At 39.2% G+C, this 22,091-nt stretch carries 19 protein-coding genes and 1 pseudogene; 11 read left to right on the top strand and 9 right to left on the bottom strand.

From position 1 onward, the window contains the following. Positions 1-94: 94 nt before the first annotated feature. From ABDV71_RS01885 to ABDV71_RS01870, 4 genes and pseudogenes are all read right to left on the bottom strand, one after another. Positions 95-1,642, bottom strand: a complete 1,548-nt coding sequence (locus ABDV71_RS01885) for an Rne/Rng family ribonuclease (protein WP_343530724.1) — start codon at positions 1,640-1,642, stop codon at positions 95-97. Positions 1,643-1,754: 112 nt separating this feature from the next. Next, positions 1,755-1,844, bottom strand: a complete 90-nt coding sequence (locus tag ABDV71_RS01880) for a hypothetical protein (RefSeq protein WP_008506795.1) — start codon at positions 1,842-1,844, stop codon at positions 1,755-1,757. Positions 1,845-1,883: 39 nt separating this feature from the next. Beyond that, the gene (locus tag ABDV71_RS01875) at positions 1,884-2,732 is read right to left on the bottom strand and encodes a tetratricopeptide repeat protein (protein WP_343530723.1); all 849 of its coding nucleotides are present in this window, start codon (positions 2,730-2,732) and stop codon (positions 1,884-1,886) included. A 12-nt stretch (positions 2,733-2,744) separates the two neighbouring features. Further along, positions 2,745-3,065, bottom strand: a pseudogene (locus ABDV71_RS01870) (HU family DNA-binding protein); the annotation flags it as partial. Positions 3,066-3,222: 157 nt separating this feature from the next. On the opposite strand from ABDV71_RS01870, the gene mutY reads away from it, so the two are divergent. Both mutY and ABDV71_RS01860 read left to right on the top strand, forming a co-directional pair. After that, complete coding sequence (gene mutY / locus ABDV71_RS01865; protein WP_343530722.1) at positions 3,223-4,269, top strand: A/G-specific adenine glycosylase; 1,047 nt, start codon at positions 3,223-3,225, stop codon at positions 4,267-4,269. 12 nt (positions 4,270-4,281) lie between these two features. Next, entirely contained in the window at positions 4,282-4,719 is a 438-nt protein-coding gene (locus ABDV71_RS01860) for a single-stranded DNA-binding protein (RefSeq protein WP_343530721.1), read from the top strand. A 64-nt stretch (positions 4,720-4,783) separates the two neighbouring features. On the opposite strand, the gene glmS is transcribed toward ABDV71_RS01860, so the two are convergent. The 3 genes from glmS to ABDV71_RS01845 all read right to left on the bottom strand — a co-directional run bounded on the left by glmS (position 4,784) and on the right by ABDV71_RS01845 (position 8,986). After that, the gene (gene glmS, locus ABDV71_RS01855; RefSeq protein ID WP_343530720.1) at positions 4,784-6,622 is read right to left on the bottom strand and encodes a glutamine--fructose-6-phosphate transaminase (isomerizing); all 1,839 of its coding nucleotides are present in this window, start codon (positions 6,620-6,622) and stop codon (positions 4,784-4,786) included. Positions 6,623-6,703: 81 nt separating this feature from the next. After that, positions 6,704-8,137 carry a DUF4270 family protein gene (locus ABDV71_RS01850; protein WP_343530719.1) on the bottom strand — a complete coding sequence of 478 codons (1,434 nt, stop codon included), beginning with the start codon at positions 8,135-8,137 and terminating at the stop codon, positions 6,704-6,706. Between the two features lie 24 nt (positions 8,138-8,161). Continuing rightward, positions 8,162-8,986: a glycogen/starch synthase gene (locus ABDV71_RS01845; RefSeq protein WP_343530718.1), complete on the bottom strand. Its 825-nt coding sequence runs from the start codon at positions 8,984-8,986 to the stop codon at positions 8,162-8,164. 112 nt (positions 8,987-9,098) lie between these two features. Here ABDV71_RS01845 and panC point away from each other — a divergent pair, with 112 nt between their 5' ends. The 3 genes from panC to ABDV71_RS01830 all read left to right on the top strand — a co-directional run bounded on the left by panC (position 9,099) and on the right by ABDV71_RS01830 (position 11,879). Then, the gene (gene panC, locus ABDV71_RS01840) at positions 9,099-9,983 is read left to right on the top strand and encodes a pantoate--beta-alanine ligase (RefSeq protein ID WP_343530717.1); all 885 of its coding nucleotides are present in this window, start codon (positions 9,099-9,101) and stop codon (positions 9,981-9,983) included. A gap of 72 nt (positions 9,984-10,055) precedes the next feature. Further along, positions 10,056-10,406 carry an aspartate 1-decarboxylase gene (gene panD / locus ABDV71_RS01835; RefSeq protein WP_097133386.1) on the top strand — a complete coding sequence of 117 codons (351 nt, stop codon included), beginning with the start codon at positions 10,056-10,058 and terminating at the stop codon, positions 10,404-10,406. Between the two features lie 333 nt (positions 10,407-10,739). Continuing rightward, positions 10,740-11,879 carry an acyl-CoA dehydrogenase gene (locus tag ABDV71_RS01830; RefSeq protein WP_343530715.1) on the top strand — a complete coding sequence of 380 codons (1,140 nt, stop codon included), beginning with the start codon at positions 10,740-10,742 and terminating at the stop codon, positions 11,877-11,879. 86 nt (positions 11,880-11,965) lie between these two features. Here ABDV71_RS01830 and ABDV71_RS01825 read toward each other — a convergent pair whose 3' ends face one another. Continuing rightward, positions 11,966-12,313 carry a phage holin family protein gene (locus ABDV71_RS01825; protein WP_343531555.1) on the bottom strand — a complete coding sequence of 116 codons (348 nt, stop codon included), beginning with the start codon at positions 12,311-12,313 and terminating at the stop codon, positions 11,966-11,968. Between the two features lie 59 nt (positions 12,314-12,372). Between ABDV71_RS01825 and ABDV71_RS01820 the strand changes: the two genes are divergently transcribed. The 6 genes from ABDV71_RS01820 to ABDV71_RS01795 all read left to right on the top strand — a co-directional run bounded on the left by ABDV71_RS01820 (position 12,373) and on the right by ABDV71_RS01795 (position 20,897). Then, entirely contained in the window at positions 12,373-12,747 is a 375-nt protein-coding gene (locus ABDV71_RS01820) for a hypothetical protein (protein WP_343530714.1), read from the top strand. Positions 12,748-12,819: 72 nt separating this feature from the next. Further along, on the top strand, positions 12,820-14,082 hold the full coding sequence (locus ABDV71_RS01815; RefSeq protein ID WP_343530713.1) for an MFS transporter: 1,263 nt from the start codon (positions 12,820-12,822) through the stop codon (positions 14,080-14,082). A 140-nt stretch (positions 14,083-14,222) separates the two neighbouring features. Beyond that, on the top strand, positions 14,223-14,687 hold the full coding sequence (gene rimP, locus ABDV71_RS01810) for a ribosome assembly cofactor RimP (protein ID WP_343530712.1): 465 nt from the start codon (positions 14,223-14,225) through the stop codon (positions 14,685-14,687). 2 nt (positions 14,688-14,689) lie between these two features. After that, positions 14,690-15,925 (top strand): transcription termination factor NusA, encoded by a 1,236-nt coding sequence (gene nusA, locus ABDV71_RS01805; protein ID WP_199132310.1) that lies wholly within the window; start codon positions 14,690-14,692, stop codon positions 15,923-15,925. Positions 15,926-15,992: 67 nt separating this feature from the next. Further along, positions 15,993-18,995: a translation initiation factor IF-2 gene (gene infB / locus ABDV71_RS01800; protein WP_343530711.1), complete on the top strand. Its 3,003-nt coding sequence runs from the start codon at positions 15,993-15,995 to the stop codon at positions 18,993-18,995. 423 nt (positions 18,996-19,418) lie between these two features. Continuing rightward, positions 19,419-20,897: an MAC/perforin domain-containing protein gene (locus ABDV71_RS01795; RefSeq protein ID WP_343530710.1), complete on the top strand. Its 1,479-nt coding sequence runs from the start codon at positions 19,419-19,421 to the stop codon at positions 20,895-20,897. Between the two features lie 96 nt (positions 20,898-20,993). Here ABDV71_RS01795 and ABDV71_RS01790 read toward each other — a convergent pair whose 3' ends face one another. After that, a complete protein-coding gene (locus tag ABDV71_RS01790; RefSeq protein WP_343530709.1) occupies positions 20,994-21,959 on the bottom strand; it encodes an SGNH/GDSL hydrolase family protein in 966 nt (321 codons plus the stop codon). Positions 21,960-22,091: the final 132 nt, after the last annotated feature.

The raw sequence follows: 22,091 nt of genomic DNA, 5'->3' as shown, positions 1-22,091 counted from the left end.
GTTTACTCGGAAATACTAGGCAAGTTTTAAACAAAAAAAGTCCCGCATTTGCGGAACTTTCAATATTTTCATCCCTTTTAGGGGACAGAGGGGTTTAAAGTTTGATTTCTTCATCTTTAGAAGACAAGAAGTGGAATTCGGTTAAGTGATAAGAAGATATCGCTTTAACCTTTACCCATTGCCCAAATTTGAAGAACCATTTCCATTGTAAGGAAACTAACCCTTTTTTAATAAACGCAGCGATGTAAGGGTGTACATTCAGCGTAATATTTTTTTCGTTCTGTTCACGTAGGATATAAGTCAAGTTGCTTTCAATGTCATCCATCAATACAATGCTTGCCTTTATTTCCCCGGTGCCATCACAGGTTGGACATTTTTCAACCGTTACAATGTTCATCTCTGGTCTTACCCTTTGACGAGTGATTTGTACCAAGCCAAATTTGCTAGGAGGTAAAATAGTATGTTTTGCCCTGTCCTGAAGCATTAACTCTCTCAGGTGGTCAAACAACACTTTTCTATTAGCGGGTTTGTGCATGTCAATAAAATCAATCACCACAATACCGCCCATATCTCTTAGCCTCAATTGGCGGGCAATTTCTTTAGCGGCTTCTTTATTTACCTGAAGCGCATTTTCTTCTTGGTTCTCTTTGCTGGCGGTTCTGTTACCACTATTAACGTCTATCACGTGCAAAGCTTCGGTGTGTTCTACCACTAGGTAGGCACCTCCTGCCAAGTTCACGGTTTTTCCAAAACCGTTTTTAATTTGTTTTTCAACCCCAAAGTGGTCGAAAATAGGCTCTTTATGCTTGTATTGCTTTACAATACGTTCCATTTCCGGAGAAATTTCATGCACATAAGAGCGAATGTCTTCGAATAATGCTTGGTCGTTTACATAAACGTTGGCGAAATCGGTATTTAAAATATCGCGGATAAGCGTTGATGTCCTATCCATTTCGCCCCAAACACGCTTAGATGGCTCTGTCTCGGGCAACTTCTTCATGAAGCTTTCCCATTTGGAAATAGAGTCCAGTAAGTCTTTTTGTAATTCGGTAACGCCTTTTCCCTCAGAAACTGTTCTAATGATTACTCCGAAATTTTTGGGCTTTATACTTTCAATGATCTTTTTTAGGCGACCACGTTCGGTATTGCTTTTTATTTTTTTTGAAATGGAGATCACATTCGAAAAAGGAACCAGTACGGTATATCTTCCCGCAATGGAAAGATCTGAACTTAATCTGGGGCCTTTTGTAGAAATGGGTTCTTTGGCTATCTGTACTGGTACCAGTAAATTTTTGCTGACCACTTCCGAGATTTTCCCGGCTTTGTTAATATCAGCTTCTAGTTTAAAGTTGTCCAGTAAAGTGCCCGGTGTGCCGTTACGTCTAATCTTTGTTAGCTTTATCAGAGATTGTACCTGAGGGCCTAAATCAAAGTAATGCAAAAATGCATCTTTCTCGTAACCAACATCTACAAACGCAGCATTTAGGCCGGGCATAATCTTTTTAATGCGGCCTAAATAAATATCGCCTACAGCGTAGTTGTTGTTAACGTGTTCTTTGTGAAGCTCAACAAGTTGTTTGTCTTCTATTAAAGCTATGGTTACTCCCGTAGGAGTAGAATCTATTATTAATTCCTTTACCAAAGCTACAGATTTTAAGGCTTTAATGCCTTATTAACACATGGACCAAAAAACATTAGAATCCAAAAGTAAATACTTTTAAGAGCATTTACCTTTGGCCAAACACTAAGAAAAATTATTTTTTCTTGTGTCTGTTTTTTCTTAAACGTTTTTTGCGTTTGTGGGTAGCCATTTTATGTCTTTTTCTTTTTTTACCGCTTGGCATAATTTTGAAGTTTTAAATGTTTTTATTAATTCTATTAATTTATTTTTTCAACTCAGCTACCTTTTTATCTATAAAGCTAGATAATGTAGGGTTAGCTGCGAGTTTTTTGCTTTGTAGATAGGCATCAATTGCCTCTTGGTTTTTCCCTAGGTTTTCATAGGCCGTAGCCAAATAGAAATATGCATCAGGAGTAGCCTTAATGTTTTTGATCAAATCCTCAAAGCGGGTAATGGCCTTGTCAAACTGACCAGATTTTATGGCGAACAAACCTAAGTTCATGTTTGCCTTGAAGTTTTTTGGATCTTTTTTAACCACGTCTAATAACATGGCAATACCTTCCATAGGAGCGCCCATACCATTTACAATGGTGATGCCCATTCCTGTTTTCGCATCTAAATCTGTCGAGTCAATAGCTACGGCTTTGGTAAACGCCTGATTTGCTTTTTGAAGCATTGCAGGTTTCACTAAGCTATCTTGTGTATTGTCGAATGCTTTTAGAAAACGATCCCCAGCTTTAACCCAATTTTGTAACGAAGATTGTTCCTTGGCAGCTTCTTCTAAATAAAGTGCGCTAGGAACAGCTTGTTCCAAATCATCCCATTTTTGAGCTAAAGCCTTTGCCTGGCTTGCTCTTTCTTCGCCTTTTGCCTTTTGGAAATCACTTTCCAAAGAAGCAAACTCTTTTGCGGCTGCATTACTAATCAGGTTTTTAGCAGTGGCCGAAGCTGCTGCCAAACTAATGCCTTGGGGTGTTGGCTCCTGTGGCATTTCCACAGCCGCATTTTCCTTAGGCTTCACCAGTCCCTTAATATCTTGGCTAAATAAAAAGCCCACAAGCAATACAATACCTGCAATAATTACAATCTGTGTGGTGCGTGGGCTTTTCATAAATGTCAAATATTAAGCTTCTGCTTTAAGTTTTTTAGTGCTGTTTTTCACTTTGTCAACAAATACTTTTGCTGGCTTAAAGCTTGGAACGAAATGCTCTGGAATAATGATAGCAGTGTTTTTAGAGATATTTCTTGCAGTTTTTTGAGCTCTTTTTTTCACTACAAAACTGCCAAAACCTCTTACGTAAACATTTTCACCATTAATCATGTTGTTTTTGATCACTTTGAAAAATGCCTCTACTGTTTCTTGAACGTCAACTTTCTCAATCCCTGTCTTTGTTGATATTTCAGCAATAATATCTGCCTTAGTCATATTTCTAAAATTAATTAAATTATTGTGTGTGTTTTTTAATTACATCTGATTTGGGGTTGCAAAAGTATTGCTTTTTAACGAGATAGGAAAATAAAAGATCATTTATTTACACCCGCAACAATCATGGCATTGCAAGTTTTACGGTTTTAATAGCTTTTATTGTACTTTTGTTACAATGTCCTTTCAGTCCGAAATAGTAAAGTGGTACCTAGAAAATAAGCGGAATCTGCCGTGGAGAGATACTACGGATGCATATGTAATTTGGCTTTCAGAGATTATCCTGCAGCAAACCCGAGTGGAACAGGGAATGCCTTATTTCCTGAAATTTTTAGAGAATTTTCCGACGGTTAGCGCTTTTGCTGAGGCTTCAGAGGAGCGTGTGCTTAAACTTTGGCAAGGTTTGGGCTATTATTCTAGAGGGCGGAATATGCTGTATACCGCTAGGTACGTGGTAGAACATTTTCATGGCAAATTTCCCACGGCCTACCAAGACCTGGTTAAACTAAAAGGAATAGGCAGTTATACCGCGGCGGCAATTTCTTCCTTTTCCAGTAACGAAAAACAAGCCGTGGTAGATGGGAATGTTTACAGGGTGTTAGCCCGCTATTTTGGATTGGGAGAAGCCATCAACTCGCCCAAAGGACAAAAGCAGTTTGCGCAATTGGCCCAAAAGCTAATCGAAGATCAACAACCCTCTATATATAACCAAGCCATTATGGAGTTTGGCGCATTGCAGTGCAAGCCGAAATCACCGCTTTGTAACCAATGCCCCATAAGACCCGGGTGTTATGCTTATCAGCACCAAAAGATTGAGCAATTGCCCTTGAAGTTGAAAAAAGTTAAAATAAGAAAACGATGGTTTAATTATTTTGTTGGTATAAATGATGATGAAATACTCACCAAGCAAAGACAGCCAGGTGATGTTTGGCAACAACTATATGATTTCCCTTTGATAGAGTCGGAACAGGAGGTCGCTATTGACGATGTTGTGCTATTGACTAAAGTAAAAGAACTGTTTGGAAACGATGTAGAGCTAAAGGTTTTAGAAAGCAAAAAACATGTTCTTACACACCAAACAATATATGTTCAATTTTTTGCAATAGATAATTATATTGTTAACTTTAATCAGCAGGCCGAAATTAAATCGGTAAAATTAACGACATTTAGACAATTACCTCATCCTAAAATTATAGGGGATTTTATTGAAAAACATATAGACTAATCAAATATATTTATGTCAGGTATTAACAAAGTAATCTTAGTGGGGCACTTGGGAAAGGACCCCGAAGTTAGACATTTGGAAGGCGGCGTTACCGTAGCGAGCTTCCCCTTGGCCACATCAGAGACATTTAACAAAGATGGTAAACGAGTTGAACAAACTGAATGGCACAATATTGTGTTGTGGAGAGGATTGGCGGAAGTAGCTTCTAAATATCTTCAAAAAGGGAAATTGGTTTACATTGAAGGTAAACTAAGAACACGCTCATTCGAAGACAAGGAAAAAGTAAAAAAATATGTTACCGAAGTGGTTGCAGAAAACTTTACCATGTTGGGCCGTAAAAGCGATTTTGAGCCAAATGCTCCAACAAATGGAAATAGCAGTAATATTAATAATAAGATAGAGGACGATTTTTCGACATCTATTGATGAAGCAGGCGATTTGCCTTTTTAACTTAACTAACCAAAAATAAAAAAGACATTAAAAAGCCCCAAGCAATTTGCTTGGGGCTTTTCTTTTATTCAACCGTAACCGATTTGGCTAGGTTTCTAGGTTGGTCAACGTTGCAGCCCCTCATTACCGCAATGTGGTAAGAAAGCAATTGCAATGGAATTGTGGCCAATAATGGAAGGAAGGCTTCGCTGGCATCAGGAATTTCAATACAGTAGTCCGCCATTTTCTTCACATCTACATCCCCTTCGGTAACTATTGCTATTACTTGTCCCTTTCTTGCCTTAACCTCCTGTATATTGCTAATTACCTTTTCATACGAAGAATTTTTGGTGGCAATAAACACGACGGGCATTTCTTCGTCTATCAAAGCAATTGGTCCGTGTTTCATCTCTGCGGCAGGGTAACCCTCCGCATGGATGTAAGAGATTTCCTTCAATTTTAGAGCGCCCTCTAAAGCTACAGGGAAGCCGCTTCCTCTGCCCAAAAACAAACAATTTCTGGCATCTTTGATTTTGGCCGAAATCTCTTGGATCAAATCATTGGAAAGTAATGCTGTCTGTATTTTTTCTGGAATGCAATCGAGCTCTGTAAGCAACTCTCTTAAGGTTGAGCTGCTTAATGTGCCTTTTTGTTGTGCCATATAAAATGCCATTAACGTAAGTACGGTTACCTGAGCCGTAAATGCTTTGGTGGAAGCTACCCCAATTTCAGGACCCGCGTGTGTGTATACTCCTGCGTGTGTAATACGCGGAATGGAAGCCCCTACAACATTACAGATGCCAAAAATGGTAGCCCCTTTTTCTTTGGCCATTTCTATAGCGGCCATGGTATCAGCAGTCTCTCCAGATTGTGAGATGGCAATCACTACATCTTTTTCGGTAATGATTGGGTTTCTGTACCTAAACTCCGAAGCATATTCTACCTCTACAGGTATACGGGCGTATTCTTCAATTAAATATTCTCCAACTAAGCCCGCGTGCCATGAAGTGCCACAAGCTACAATAATAATGCGGTCAATATTTTTTAGTTTATCAGCAAACTCTTTAATGCCTCCTAATTGCACCTTTCCTTCTTCGGGATAGATACGGCCCCTCATACAATCACGAATGGATCTAGGTTGCTCATAAATCTCTTTCAACATAAAATGTTCGTAGCCTCCTTTTTCCAGCATTTCGAGTTTAAGCTCCAGCTCTTGGATATAAGGAGTTTGCACAACATTATCTAATCGTTTGATCTCGAGTTCATCGCGCTTTAAAAAGGCAATTTCGTTATCATTTAGATAAATTACATTTTTGGTATATTCTACAATCGGGGTCGCATCAGAAGCAATGAAGTACTCGCCTTGGCCAACGCCGATGACCATTGGGCTGCCTTTTCTTGCGGCAATTAGCTGGTTTGGATTTTCTTCGTCCATAATGACAATTGCATAAGCTCCGGTTACTTCATTTAGGGCCAAACGAACTGCTTCGGTTAAGTCGATGTTGCTATTTTGATAGATGTCCTCGATCAAGTGAATCAGGACTTCGGTATCGGTGTCACTGCTAAAAGAATGGCCTCTTGAAATTAGCTCTTCTTTTAGCGTCGCATAGTTTTCTATGATGCCATTATGGATGATGCTAAGGTTTCCCTTTTGAGAAGTATGGGGGTGCGAATTTCTGTCAGAAGGGGCTCCATGGGTAGCCCAGCGGGTATGTCCCATCCCTATGCTGCCTGAAAGATTTTTATCGGCAGCAAAATCTTCGAGTTCTTTTACCTTTCCTGCCTTCTTATATATGTTTAAATTTTCATGGTCTATCAGGGCGATTCCTGCGCTGTCATATCCTCTATATTCGAGTCTTTTTAGACCTTTTAAAACGATTGGCCAGGCTTCTCTAAAGCCTATATAACCTACAATTCCGCACATGTTTTTTTGGGGGTTAAAATATAAATCCCCCTAAAGTATTTCTTTAGAGGGATTTTGTCAAACGTTTGCGTAATTTTTTCGTTAGTTTACTTTTGTGTAATAAACATTGAGCTTGATCAGGTTGTCGCCGGCTGCGGGATTCTTCTTGAAGCTGCCGATTATTGCCCGTGAGGCTACGCCAAATGATGGCAAGACCTCAAAAGTAGAAGAAGGCGTAACAGCTAGGTAAGTCCCATAGTCTTGTGTTTTGCCGTCTAATAAATCTTGCATGTAGGCTGTAACAATAAATACATATCTCTTTTTGGTCGAATCAAAATATCCGCCAAATGTAGATGGGTTTGCTCTTGGGTCTCCAGAGGTGGTAACTCCATTGCCAGCATCATTGTCAGGCAAATTCTTTCTCTGCCCTGCGATATCAGCTCTATACAAAGCTATCCTTGGAGCGGCTCTAAATGGAGCAACGTCAGTTCCTGTACTTAGGTCGACAATTAATTCCGCTTTGTTTACAATCATTTTACCTCCTACTTCAGTTTTCATTTTTTGGAGATATGGAAAAGAAAGTTTAGTTCTTAAGCCTCCCAATGGTTGTAAGTAAGTCGTGGCAAATTGCAATTTAGGATCTGCACTAAGTTGGGTTTGCACCTGTGTTGAATAGGCGCGAGATACGCTTGCTCCCAAAGGTGAAGAACCTGTGGATATAGGGAAATTGATAGATACAGTGTCGGTTAAGGTGGTGGTTGTCGCATTTTGCTTTCTGTAGTACAACATCACTCCGGAGCCTGCGGTACTTGCAAAATTAAAGAACATTAAACCGCCATTGCCCATGGCCCCTTTTGCCGAAGGTTTAATCTGGACATATAAACCTTTAAACTTATCTTGAAAATAAGAGTTATACTTTAAGTCAGTTGCAGAGAGATTGACAATGTTGGTGTTAATAAAATTGTTGTCTAGTTTTACACGTAACTGAGGAGTATTTGTCTTGATCGTGTCTTTTGCTCCGGTTAATACATCCGTAACCTTTATGGGTGTAGTTGGGAAAACTTTACCGGTATAATTGGCTACTATAGAGCTGTTAAACGGATAGGTTTTAGAGCTCAGGAAGGAATTCTCCTTTGCCACATTATTGTTTAGCTGATGAACATCAATATTGTAGGTGGCGGTGCTATCTCCATAAAATTCTCCAGCATAATTTAATACCAAAATGGCAGAGTCTAATACTGCGTTGGTGCCAAAGCTATAGGCATCGATTGGAACATTTACCGATAGAGCCAAGCTAGAAGTGGTAGAGCCCAATGTTTGATCATTAAGGAAGCCAAAAGGATACCTGCTAAGTGCGCTGGTGTTGGCGTCATCGTCTTTCACTGTTCTAGAACTAATCGTGGCAGTGTCAATCAGGGTACCTTGTATAACATTGCTAGGGTCTACTTCTAAACCAATGGTAGAAGTGCGCTCGCATGATGCGAAAAGAAAAAGACTTATCAACAAGGTCAATAAGTCTAATTTTATAAATCTCATATTTATTATCAAATAAAGCCTTTGTTATGCTAAAGAAACCAATTCATCACTGGCAACTTCTTCATAAAAAGAGTAGAAGCTGTCATAATTTTCGGTTAAATTAAAAGCTAAAGTTGGTTTATTAGAATCTTTAACAAATTTTAACACCCCTTCATCTATCTTTTCGTCAGCTAACACTACTGCGTCAGAGTGAGTTATAGCGCCAATATGCAAACTGTTGCAATCGCCTTCGGCAAAAGCTTTTGTGTCGTCCGCAGTCATGTGGTTCATGATTGCCTTTTTGTGGAAATCTGCATTTAACTTTTCACCAAAGCAATTTTCGTAAACCGAGTAAACAACCTTTGCATTTTTAAATGTAGGGTCGTTTTTGTAGGTAGTTTTGATGTATGCAGGAACCAAAGACGTCATCCATCCATGACAGTGTACGACGTCGGGCGACCAGCCCAGTTTTTTTACAGTTTCTAAAGCTCCTTTGCAGAAAAAGATGCTCCTCTCGTCGTTATCCGCATAGAATTTATTCTCTTTGTCTCTGAACACATACTTTCTTTGGAAATAATCTTCATTGTCCAAGAAATACACTTGCATACGAGCCGCTGGTATCGACGCCACCTTAATGATCAAAGGGTTGTCATTGTCATCAATAATGATGTTCATCCCTGATAATCGGATTACCTCGTGCAACCTATTTCTTCTTTCATTAATATTGCCAAATTTGGGCATCAAGATGCGGATTTCAAATCCTTTTTCCTGCATAGCCTGCGGTAATTGGCGGGTAATTTCAGAAATTTTAGTGAGTTCGAGGAAAGGCGACATCTCGTGGGTAATAATCAGTAGCTTCGTTTTTGCCATCTCCATATATTATTAAATTACTGTTAATTTAAAGATTATCAAGGGGCAAAGGTACGGAAAATATTAATATTTATCAATATCTTGCTCTTCCCGCTTTGTAAGTTTTACAGAAATGCCCAATTTAGCGGGCTCAAAACAAAACACCATATTGAAAGTAATAGCAACCTTAGCTGAACTTCAGAGCTCGCTAACACCTTTGAAAACAAGGGGCTTGAAAATAGCATTAGTGCCTACTATGGGCGCATTGCACCAAGGGCATCTTTCGCTCATTGCCGAGGCGCAAAAATTAGCGGATATTGTAGTCTGTAGTATTTTTGTGAACCCAACGCAGTTTACCGACCCTAAAGATCTGGAGAAATATCCACGTCCTTTGGAGCATGACATTAAAATGCTTACCGAGGCGGGATGTAACTTTGTATTTATGCCCTCGGTAAAAGAAATGTACCCCAGCTATCCAGAACCAGAACAATGGAAAATAAATTTAGGCGAAGCGGAATTTGTATTGGAAGGCGAATTTAGGAAAGGACATTATCAAGGTGTTACCCAGATCGTATATAAGCTTTTTGATGCGGTAAAGCCTGATGTTGCTATGTTTGGCCAAAAGGATTTCCAGCAGGTGCTGATGATCAAGAATATGGTTAAGGCACTCGATTTGGAAGTGCAGATTGCCGTGTGTCCAATTATAAGGGAAGCCGATGGCTTGGCCATGAGTTCTCGAAATATACATTTAAGTGAAAGCGATCGAGAGCATGCGTTGGTGTTGAGCAAAGCTTTATTTTATATAGAAGCAAATTATAACAACCTTGAGCTTGCTGAGCTTTTGGAAAGCGCCAAAGCGATGATCAATACGGTGCCCGGAGTAGAATTGGATTATTTGACGATTGCCAACGGCGATACTCTTTTGCCGGTTGAGCAAAAAACAATACAAAATACAGTGGTTTTAGTTGCCGCAAAAGTTGGCCACACTAGGTTGATCGATAATGTCATCATTAATTAGTGGGACTTTTTGTGACTTTAAACTGAAAACTGTTTGATGCAAACTCTAAAACTTAATTCCTAACTTTGCCAAATGATTATCGAGATTCTAAAATCGAAAATACACCGTGTTAGGGTAACCCAAGCAGAGCTTAACTATGTAGGCAGCATTACCATTGATGAAGATTTGATGGATGCGGCCAATATTATTGCCAATGAAAAGGTACAGATTGTAAACAATAATAATGGTGAACGCTTTGAAACTTACGTGATTAAAGGAGAAAGGGGGTCGGGTGCTATATGCTTAAATGGCGCTGCGGCAAGAAGAGTGCAAATTGGTGACATCCTTATCATTATATCTTATGGTTCTTTGCCTATCGAAGAAGCTAAAAAGTACGAACCAATTTTGGTTTTCCCCGACGATAACAATCGTTTGCTGAAATAAATTCTTTAATTGGCCCCGTTTATATATGCTGTTTGGGATGTTAAATGTATTTTAGGCACTAAGCGACTTCTTTTTCAATTATACTCTTTGTGCCCAAATTTAATACGCTATCGGGGCGTAATATATTGAGTATTATAGCTTTTAATTTCTAAATGAAAGGTGTGCCCGCGCATCCAATAAAATGCTGTTAGAGGGGCGTGCCAATGCTTCAAAATTTTTTATGAATCTCAGGTAAAGCACCCATTCACAAAAATGTGATAGGAAATAAATGTTATGTTTGCATAGTATTATTTGAAAAATATTATCTTTGAAACCTAACCAATTTACCTTTTTATGCATTTTGAATTAAGCGAAGAGCAGCAAATGATCAGGCAGGCAGCCAGAGATTTTGCCCAAAATGAATTAAAGCCCGGTGTAATAGACCGAGATGAACATCAGAAATTTCCAGCTGAGCAAGTTAAAAAGCTTGGAGAGTTGGGCTTTTTGGGAATGATGGTTGATCCAAAATATGATGGAGGGGGCATGGACAGTGTTTCTTATGCTTTAGTAATGGAAGAGCTTTCTAAAGTAGATGCCTCGACTTCTGTAGTCGTTTCTGTAAACAACTCCTTAGTTTGTTACGGACTAGAGAAATATGGAACTGAAGCGCAGAAAGAAAAATACCTTAAGCCATTAGCGGCGGGTATGCAAATTGGCGCATTCTGTCTTTCTGAACCCGAAGCTGGATCGGATGCTACTTCACAGCAAACTACGGCCGAAGACAAAGGTGACCATTATCTTTTGAATGGGACCAAAAACTGGATTACCAACGGGAGTACAGCCAGTACCTATTTGGTTATAGCGCAAACCCACAAGGAATTAAAGCATAAAGGTATTAACGCATTTATTGTCGAAAAAGGAACACCTGGTTTTACGGTTGGACCAAAGGAAAACAAGCTGGGCATTCGTGGGTCTGATACCCATTCGTTAATGTTTAATGATGTAAAGGTGCCTAAAGAAAACCGTATTGGTGAAGATGGTTTTGGTTTTAAATTCGCTATGAAAACCCTTGAAGGAGGGCGTATTGGTATTGCGGCACAGGCGTTAGGTATTGCTGCAGGAGCCTATGAGCTTGCTTTGGCTTATGCTAAAGAGCGTAAAGCTTTTGGGAGACCTATTGCCGATCACCAAGCTATTGCTTTTAAACTTGCAGATATGGCGACACAAATAGAGGCTGCTAGACTATTGGTGTATCGTGCAGCTTGGTTAAAAGATCAAGGATTGCCTTACACTTTGGAAGGCTCAATGGCAAAACTATATGCCAGTAAAGTAGCCATGGAGGTTACGGTAGAAGCCGTACAGATCCACGGAGGTTATGGTTTTGTGAAAGAATACCACGTAGAACGATTGATGAGAGATGCCAAAATCACCCAGATTTATGAGGGTACCTCTGAAATTCAAAAAGTAGTCATCAGCAGAAGCGTATTGGGCTAAGGTACAATCGACGTCCTATAGAGCTTTCGTTATATATTATTCGCCTCTTTTTCAGCAAACACAGAAGAAGAGGCGAATTTTTATGCTTATGATTCGGAAGTGCCAAAGGCTGCATCCAAAATCATTTTGATTACCGTAACAGCAATTGCCAGAATAGCCGCAGAGAAAAATCCAGAGGTATTAAAACCAGTCATCCAGCTATCTACTAACAAAATCATCAATACTGAAATGATGAACGATACCAATCCTAAGGTTAAAAAATTGAGGACAAAGGTAAATACCCGCAGGATCAAGCCTATGGTAGCATTGGCTGCGGCAATTAAAAGAGCGGCAATAATAGCACTTCCATAGCCATCTACACTAACGCCGGGTACTAAATAAGCTCCGATCAATACGGCAAGACCCATTAATAGTACTTCTAAAAGTAGTTTAATCATAGTAACTTCGTTAAATGTTTAGCAAAATAACACTAATTATTACATGTTGTTTAGTTTTGAGCTCTTGTTTTTTCAAGGAAGATAAAAGTTTAGATATTCGTTTTTCTAGCGATAGCACCAAAATTGTGCTTAGCGGTATAGAGGATGCCAATCTTTTTCAGCTTCGAAAATATTTAAAGGATACCGCATTTGCAGAAACCTTGCTGAGTGTAGAGGTGGTGGGTCAAGAGAATAAAGCAGACAGTTTGATCAAAGGGAATTTGGAGGTAGTGGATAAAACGCTTGTTTTTACACCCCGGCAACCTTTTGTAAAAGGAACCGCTTATATGGTGCAAACGGTACTGAATTCAAGCTTTGGAAAAACCAAAGATATTCTACAATCTGATTTGGGGCACAAGCCTAAACTGCAGGAGGAAAGACTGGAAAGATAATTCCCATTTCTCTCTTTAAGAATGGATAAGTAGTGCTTAGGATTACTATCTTTGGCGGCTAAACCCCTCCCAATGTCCGAGCAAAAAACCAGCACATTTACCAGTTATCAGAAACTCGTCATTTTATTATTGGCGCTAACGCAGTTTTCTGTCATTCTCGATTTTATGGTAATGTCTCCTTTGGGTGATATCCTAATGAAATCTTTGAGCCTTAGCCCAAAAGAGTTTGCGGTGGTAGTTTCGGCCTATGCATTAAGCGCCGGTGTATCGGGACTGTTAACCGCAGGTTTTGCAGATAAATTTGATCGCAAAAAATTACTGTTGTTTTTTTATGCAGGCTTTATATTAGGCACTGTTTTTTGTGGCTTGGCTCATACTTATGTGGAGTTGGTAGCCGCTCGCATCATTACAGGCATTTTCGGTGGGGTAATCAGTTCTATAGGCATGGCCATCATCACCGACTTGTTTAGCTTGCAACAACGTGGCAGGGTAATGGGGTTTGTGCAAATGGCTTTTGGGGCAAGTCAGGTATTGGGAGTTCCTATTGGGCTTTATTTAGCTAACCTTTGGGGCTGGGAAGCTCCATTTTGGCTGGTAGTTGGTATTGCAGTTACTACCGCGTTTTTCATTGCCATCAAATTGCGACCAGTAACAGAACACCTTTTCCTTAAGAAAGAAAAAACAGCCCTCGCCCATTTATGGCATACTGTTAAGCAAAAGAAACATCGTATCGGCTTTACCTCAACGGCATTGCTTTCCATTGGAGGTTTCATGATGATGCCCTTTGGTAGCGCCTTTGCTGTCAATAATCTTGGAATCACCGAAGGCCAATTGCCTATGCTTTTCATGGTTGCAGGGCTAAGTTCATTGATTATCCTTCCTATGATTGGAAAGTTGAGTGATAAAATAAGTAAGCTGAAGATTTTTACAGTAGCCTCGTTATGGATGATGCTGATGTGCGTGATTTACACCAACCTCTCGGTTACTCCTTTTTTAGTAGTGATTTTGATCAATGTGTTGATGATGATGGGTGTAATGAGCCGTATGATTCCTTCGCAAGCGCTTACTTCGGCTATTCCCGAACCACAGGACAGGGGAGCTTTTATGAGCATTAATACCTCGTTACAACAAATTGCAGGTGGAGTGGCTTCTATTGCTGCGGGACTTATTGTTACCTCAAAAGGCAAGGGGCAGCCCTTGGAACATTATGATATGGTGGCCTATGTAATTGTGGTGATTAGCATCATCAGTATTTGGCTGATGGGAAGGGTAAATAAAATTGTAGAGGCTAAAACTACAAAAATGCCAAGCAGTGCTCCAATAATGGAACATTAAAACTTCTGGTTTTCTTTTCTAAGGCATTCACCCTAAGAAGCATTGATTTTTTAAATTAAATTATTTTTGTATCTTTGCAGAGCAAAACAAGAAAAGAGGGGACGAGTGTCCCCTCTTTTTATTTAGCAAAAAATAATACAATGCAAGTAGAAAAGAGAGTTAGCGAACTGGTAGAAGAAAAAATTGCGGATAGGCCAGATTTGTTTTTGGTGGATGTAAAAATGCTCCCAAACAATAAATTAATTATCCACGTTGACGGCGATCAGGGCATTAGTATACAAGATTGTGTGGCCATTAGCAGGCATGTAGGTTTCCATCTAGAAGAGGAAAATGCAATTGAAACAGCCTATAATTTAGAGGTTTCTTCTCCTGGCGTAGGCGAGCCATTAAGACTACATAGACAATATGCTAAAAATATTGGACGTGAGTTGGGGCTTAAACTGACCAATGGCGATAAGAAAGAAGGCAAATTGGTGGAGGTAAACGAAAACGTCATTACCATTGAGGAGCAAGTAAAAGAAAAAGGAAAAAAAGTGCAATTGGTAAGCAGCCAAATTGCATTAAACGATATAACAGAAACAAAGGTTTTAATTTCATTTAAGTAAAAATGAACAATATTAATTTAATCGATTCTTTTCAAGAGTTTAAGGACTTTAAGAATATCGACCGCCCTACAGTAATTAGCGTATTGGAAGAGGTGTTTCGCAGTATGTTGCGTAAAAAATACGGAACAGATGAAAACTGCGATGTGATTGTGAACCCGGATAACGGAGATTTGGAGATTTGGAGAACCAGAAAAGTAATGGAAGATGGTTTTTCGGAGGACGATGATTTAGAAATTGAGCTTGCAGAGGTGCATCAGTATGATGCTGATTTGGAGGTTGGCGACGACTACATCGAGCAAATTACCTTAGAGAGCTTCGGGCGTAGAGCTATTTTAGCAGCTCGTCAAACGTTAGTTTCTAAAGTGTTGGAATTAGAGAAAGACGAAATCTTCAAGAAATATAAAGATAGAGTTGGTGAAATTGTAACTGGTGAAGTTTACCAAGTTTGGAAAAAGGAAACTTTGGTGCTTGACGACGAAGGAAACGAATTGTTGATGCCCAAAACAGAGCAAATTCCTGCCGACTACTTTAAAAAGGGAGATTCTGTGAAAGCGGTAATCTCTAAGGTTGACATGGTGAATGCCACTCCTAAAATTATTATCTCTAGGGTAGCGCCAGAATTCTTACAACGTTTGTTCGAATTGGAGGTGCCTGAGATTTTTGACGGACTAATCACCATCAAGAAAATTGTTCGTGAACCAGGAGAGCGAGCTAAAGTTGCGGTAGAATCATACGACGACAGAATTGATCCAGTAGGAGCCTGTGTGGGTATGAAAGGTTCTCGTATCCATGGTATTGTGAGAGAGTTGAAAAACGAGAATATCGATGTGATTAACTTTACCAATAACGTTTCGTTGTATATACAACGTGCATTAAGTCCAGCAAAAATCACTTCTATTAAATTAGATGACGAGACCAAACATGCGTCAGTATACTTAAAACCAGATCAAGTATCATTGGCAATTGGACGTGGCGGCCACAACATTAAGCTTGCGGGCAAATTAACAGGTTACGAAATCGATGTATATCGCGAAGCTGATGAAGAAGACGAGGATGTGGATATCGAAGAATTCTCGGACGAAATAGATAGTTGGATCATCGACGAGTTGAAAGCGATAGGTCTTGATACAGCAAAAAGCGTATTATCCCTATCTTTAGATGAGCTTGTAAAACGTACCGATCTGGAAGAAGAAACCATCAAAGAAGTAGTTGCTATTCTGAAGTCGGAATTTGAATAAACATCAGATACTTGAATTAATAAGAATAAACGTTACTTTTGTATAATTAGAAAAAACAGGATAATAAATGTCAGACGACAAAACAATAATGTTATTAAAAGCAGCAAAAGAGCTTAACATAGGACTAGCTACCGCGGTAGAGTTCCTTGGTAAGAAGGGCTATGCTGTGGATAATAAGCCCAATACTAAGCTTTCTGGAGAGATGTATAATGTCTTGTTGAGAGAGTTTCAGGGAGATAAAATAGTTAAAGAGGAGGCTAACCAAATAGTTATTGGCAAAATTCGTCGTGATGAACCTGAAGTAACAACAGAGAAAGCTTCTGAACCTGCAAAGAGAAATCAGGATTTCGAAAGTGAAGGTATTTTGATTAAAAACCTTCATCAATACACTCCGCCTGTAGAGAAACCTGCCGCGGAAAAACCTGCTGAACCTGAGAAGGAAGTTGCAAAACCAGTAGAGAACAAGCCTGCTGAAAATGCGGATGATTCTTCGTTGCCAGGTGTAAAAGTTATTGGTAAGATTGATCTTAACAATCTGAATCCCAAAAGCCGTCAGCCTAAAAAAGAGGAAGCCCCTGCGCCAGCTCCTAAAGAGGAAAAGGCAGTAGCTCCTGTGGCGCCAAAGGTTGAAGAAAAACCTGCAGCACCAGTTAAGGTTGAGGAACCTGTAGCAGCCAAGCCCGAACCAGTGAAACCTGTGGAGGAAAAACCTGTAGCAGTACCTGCACCAGCCCCTACGCCAACACCTGCTCCTGCGCCAGCGAAACCTGAAGCGCCAAAAGATGAGGTAATTAAAGCCAGATCGGTAAAATTATCAGGTCCAAATATTATTGGTAAAATTGAATTGCCAACTACTCCTGATAGAAGAAACCAACCTGTAGCCTCTTCTAGTGATAGTGAAGCTGCTAGACGTAAGCGTAAGCGCAAAAAAACACCGGGTGCTCCTGGTGCTGGAGGACATCAACAAGGTCAGGCAGGTACAGGAACACCTGGAAATAACCAACAAGGAGGCGGTCAAAGACCACCTTATCAAGGAGGGAATAACCGTTCAGGCGGAGGTCAAGGAGGTGGTTACCAAGGTAATAGAAACAATAGCCGTCCAGGTTATCAAGGAAATAGAAATTCGCCAGCTGGCAATGCTCCAAAGGAGGAACCAACTGAGAAAGAAATACAAGATCAAATTAAGGCAACACTTGCCCGTTTAAGCGGAGCAGGTAAGTCTGGTAAATTTGCCCAAAGAGCTAAACTTCGTCGTCAAAAAAGAGATGATGTAGCACTTTCTGCGGAAGAAGCAGCTTTAGAGGAAGAATTGCAATCGAAGGTGTTGAAAGTAACAGAATTTGTTACGGCCAACGAATTGGCAAACATGATAGATGTGCCGGTGACCAAAATTATTGGAACCTGTATGAGCCTAGGTATGTTCGTGTCAATTAACCAACGTTTAGATGCAGAAACATTAACCATCGTTGCTGATGAGTTTGGTTACGAAGTTCAATTCGTAAAACCAGACGAAGAAGAAGATATCAACATTGAGGAGGAAGATGCAGAAGAAGATTTGAAACCAAGAGTTCCTGTGGTAACCATTATGGGTCACGTGGATCATGGTAAAACTTCATTACTGGATTATATCCGTAAAGCCAATGTGGTAGCTGGAGAAGCGGGGGGAATTACACAGCACATAGGTGCCTATAAAGTAACCACCAGTGCTGGAAAAGAAATTACTTTCTTAGATACGCCAGGTCACGAAGCCTTTACGGCCATGCGTGCTCGTGGTGCTAAAGTAGCGGATATTGCAATCATTGTGGTTGCTGCGGATGATGCGGTGATGCCACAAACCAAAGAGGCAATTAATCACGCACAAGCTGCGGGAGTACCTTTGGTATTTGCCTTTACCAAAATTGATAAACCAGGAGCCAATTCAGATAAAATACGTGAGCAGTTATCAGTCATGAATATTTTAGTGGAAGATTGGGGTGGTAAATATCAATCACAAGAAATTTCTGGTAAGAGCGGTTTAAACGTTGACTTGTTGCTAGATAAAGTATTGTTAGAGGCTGAATTGTTAGAACTTAAAGCAAACCCTAACAAACGTGCTACGGGAACAGTTATTGAAGCTACCTTGGATAAAGGACGTGGTATTGTTACTACGGTTTTGGTACAGGGTGGTACTTTAAAAGTTGGAGATCCAATTTTAGCGGGTAGCTATAGCGGTAGAGTAAAAGCATTATTTAATGAACGTGGCGCTAAAGTTAACGAGGCAGGCCCATCGGTACCGGTACAGGTATTGGGTATGTCTGGAGCACCTACGGCGGGCGATAGGTTTAATGCTTTAGAGAGTGAAGCCGAGGCCAGAGAGATTGCCAACAAGCGTTTGCAGTTGATGCGCGAACAAGGCTTACGTACACAAAAACATATTACCCTTGCAGAGATTGGTCGTCGTTTAGCGATTGGAAACTTTAAAGAGCTTAACTTGATCATCAAAGGTGACGTAGATGGTTCTATAGAGGCTTTGGCAGATTCACTATTGAAGCTTTCTACCGAAGAGATCCAAATCAATATCATCAGCAAAGGTGTAGGACAGATTTCAGAATCTGACGTACTGTTAGCTTCTGCTTCTGATGCGATTATCATCGGTTTCCAAGTTCGTCCTTCTGCGGGAGCACGTAAGTTGGCAGAACAAGAGCAAATCGATATTCGTTTGTATTCGATCATCTACGATGCCATCAACGAGATTAAAACAGCAATGGAAGGCATGTTGGCTCCAGAATTCGAAGAGAAAATTGTGGCTAACGTGGAAATTAGAGAAACTTTCAAAATCTCTAAAGTGGGTACCATTGCAGGATGTATGGTGTTGGATGGTAAAATTACCAGAAATAGCAAAATCCGTATCGTTCGTGATGGTGTAGTAATCTACACAGGTGAACTAGCTTCATTGAAACGTTTCAAAGACGATGTGAAAGAGGTTACCAAAGGCTACGAATGTGGTTTGAATATCCAAAACTTTAACAACATTGAAGTGGGAGATATTGTAGAAGCCTACGAACAAGTAGAAGTAAAACGTAAATTATAAATACAATTTATTTGATATAGAAAAGGAGCGATTTTGTCGCTCCTTTTTTGTTGAATCTATACTTTCGAAGTTTCTAATTTATGAGGAGTATAAGCTTCCATAATAATCATGTGAAGGGGAACTTTATATAAGTCGGCTATTTTCTTTAATTGAGAAATCGAAAAATCGACATTGTTTTTTTCCCAACGAAGGTAGGCCTGTCGACTTATATCTAAATGATTTGATACATATTGCTGAGACAGCTTATTTATATTTCTAAACTTTCTCAGAGTGTTTCCAATATCAATATTAAAAGTGCAATTATATTTCATGATAGTATAGATAATTGTTGCAAGAATCGTCATTTTCTTTTTAAAAAGATGTAAAACATTCGTTGTCATAATTTAAAAAGAATGAGCCTAGCTTTGGGCAAAACTTCAAGATATGAAAAATCGTTATTATCTAACAACCATTTTAACGGGCTTACTGCTTGTTTCCTGCTCAAAAAGTGAGCTTCAAAATAGTCCTGAAAATTTACCCGCTCCATTTAAAAAATTGTCTGGAGGAGGTATTGGTGTAAATTCTGCTGGAGATGGTAAAAACGATTTGTTAGGTTATGGTTACGATGTGACAGGAGAATTTGCAAATTCAAGTGCTGGAAAATTTGCTGTTATAGATATTGAACGACTAAAAGCAGAACATCCAACAAGAGTAGAATGGGATTTGTCAAGTAAGAAATATGGGGAAGTTATTGCTGGTGAAAATGCAATCTCCTACCTATCGGCACTAACAGATAAATTAGGGGCTGGATTGTCAATTAAGGATCCAACAGCGCCTGCGAATGCAGATCCTAAAGCTGCTGCAATTCCATTGTTTAAAGCAAATATTGATAATTTTTTTGACAATACTAGCTCGCACTCTTCTAAATATATATATAGTGGATACGCATTAAAAATCCAACAAAAAAGAGTTAAGTTAAATGCAGACAAAGCATTGTTGCAACAATATCTTACACCTAGTTTTATTGCAGATGTTCAAAATGGAAGTCCCCAATCTATTGTAAGCGCTTATGGAACACATATCCTAAAGGACATTATTTTAGGAGCGAAGCTAGATATCGCCTATCGTGCAGAGACAAATAAGTCGGATCGTAAGGAAGCAGCTACCAAAGGCATGGATATAAATGTGCTTGGAATATTTTCAATTAATACGAAAAACACGACAACAACGCACGAAACTACCGATAATACGAATCAGAGGTTATCTTTTAAAGCTATAGGAGGGGAACCCTCAGCAAGTTTATTTGGAAATCTAGCAATAGGTAGCACATTGCCTGTAATTAGTACAGCACAATGGGAAAATAGCTCGTCATTACTAAATGCTGAGATGATAGATATTGCGCAAGATGGCTTAATTCCAATTTGGGATTTGATTTCAGACCCGATAAAAAGCGAATTAGTTAAAACTTACGTTATACAGTATTTATTGAGTAATAAGATAAGCCTAGTGCCTGAACCGGTGTATTCTTTTTATCATCCAGTGGCAAAAGATCACGCCTATACAATAAACAAAAATGATTATCCTTACTTACAAAACGGATGGCAAGATGGTGGTATTTCCTTTTATGCGTATTCTTCTCAAGTACCAGGTACATTGCCTGTATATTCCTTTTATCATCCAGTAGCAAAAGGTCACGCCTATACAATAAATAAATATGATTATCCCTACTTGCAAAATGGATGGCAAGAAGGCGGTATCGCTTTTTATGCATATGCTTCTCAAGTTAGTGGCGCGCAGCCCGTATATTATTATTATCATCCGGTAGCTCAAGATTTTGTTTACACAATAAACAAAAATGACTACCCATATTTGCAAAACGGATGGATATACGGCGAAACTGTTTTTTATGTACCTCAATTATAATTCATCTGAGTAAAAAAGGGAGCGATATTATCGCTCCCTTTTTTACTCATGTCATCTCAAAAAAATGATTTTATAGTAAACAGCAAAAGTAATATCTTATCTCGAAACGATTATTTTTTTTGTGGTGGAATATAAGCCCGAAGAAGAGGTAATCTTATAAATATAGATGCCTGCGGGAAGCTGGCTTAAATCTAACTTTACTACGTGTTTTCCTGTGTTTAAATATTCATTTATAGGGAATGACATTAACTTACCTTGTATAGAGTAAATTTTAAGTTCTATTTTATCAGACTCAGGCATTACAAGGTCTATAGAAGTGTATCCATTTATAGCAGGGTTTGGATAATTCTGTGATACCGTAAACTGTAAAAATCTTTCAGCAATTATTTTGTTTATCGTATCAAATATTACATAGCTAATTAAACGATAGCCCCTAGCATTAGGGTGTACATCGTCTTGATAAAGAGAAAAATCACGTCTAAAAACTCTATTGATATCTGCCAGATAAATTCCATTTTCTTGGACTATTTTCCTATAGAGCGCATTGATTTGAATAATGACATTGTTTACTCGTCTTAATCTAGCGTTATTTCTGTCATCGAAAAATTGAAGAGTGCAAATTAACGGGATTAATTTTTGATTTAGAACAGTGTTTATGATTGTCCTCATATTGGCTTCAGTTTCAGCAATGGATTGTCTGCCTGCTTCTATTCTTACTGCGTCATTTGCGCCAACCAATATTACAACAAAGCCTGTTTTTCCAGCAATAGCACTGTTTAACCTGAATAAACTTTGTCCTGTTGTTTCACCGCCAACCCCATACTTTTCTACTCTTATCATCTTGTTCACATAGCATCTGCCGAAGTTTTGTGCAAGGTATGATTGAAATTCCAGGCCCTTTACCCCTTCAACAGTACTGGCTCCAAAAGTGATGACATTGATACTATCCTTTGAATAATACTGCGCAGATTCTGGACAGCTTACGCCCATTCCCTGTGCACCCGCATCAAAATATATCCCTATAAAAAAGATATAGAAAAGAGCGGATATTAAAAACTTCATTTTAGTAGTGATAGAAAATTATAGAACTGCAAATATATGTAATAATTTAGATAGGTGGTAATTAGCTAGATGCCCTTTAAGGTTTTGTTTAGAGGTTGATCTGGTGTGTTTTTGGAGTTATTGTAACTTTTA

Source organism: Pedobacter sp. (assembly GCF_039594775.1).
Lineage (GTDB): Bacteria > Bacteroidota > Bacteroidia > Sphingobacteriales > Sphingobacteriaceae > Pedobacter.
The sequence above is the reverse complement of the archived record's forward strand: the minus strand, read 5'-3'. Positions and strand labels throughout refer to the sequence as shown.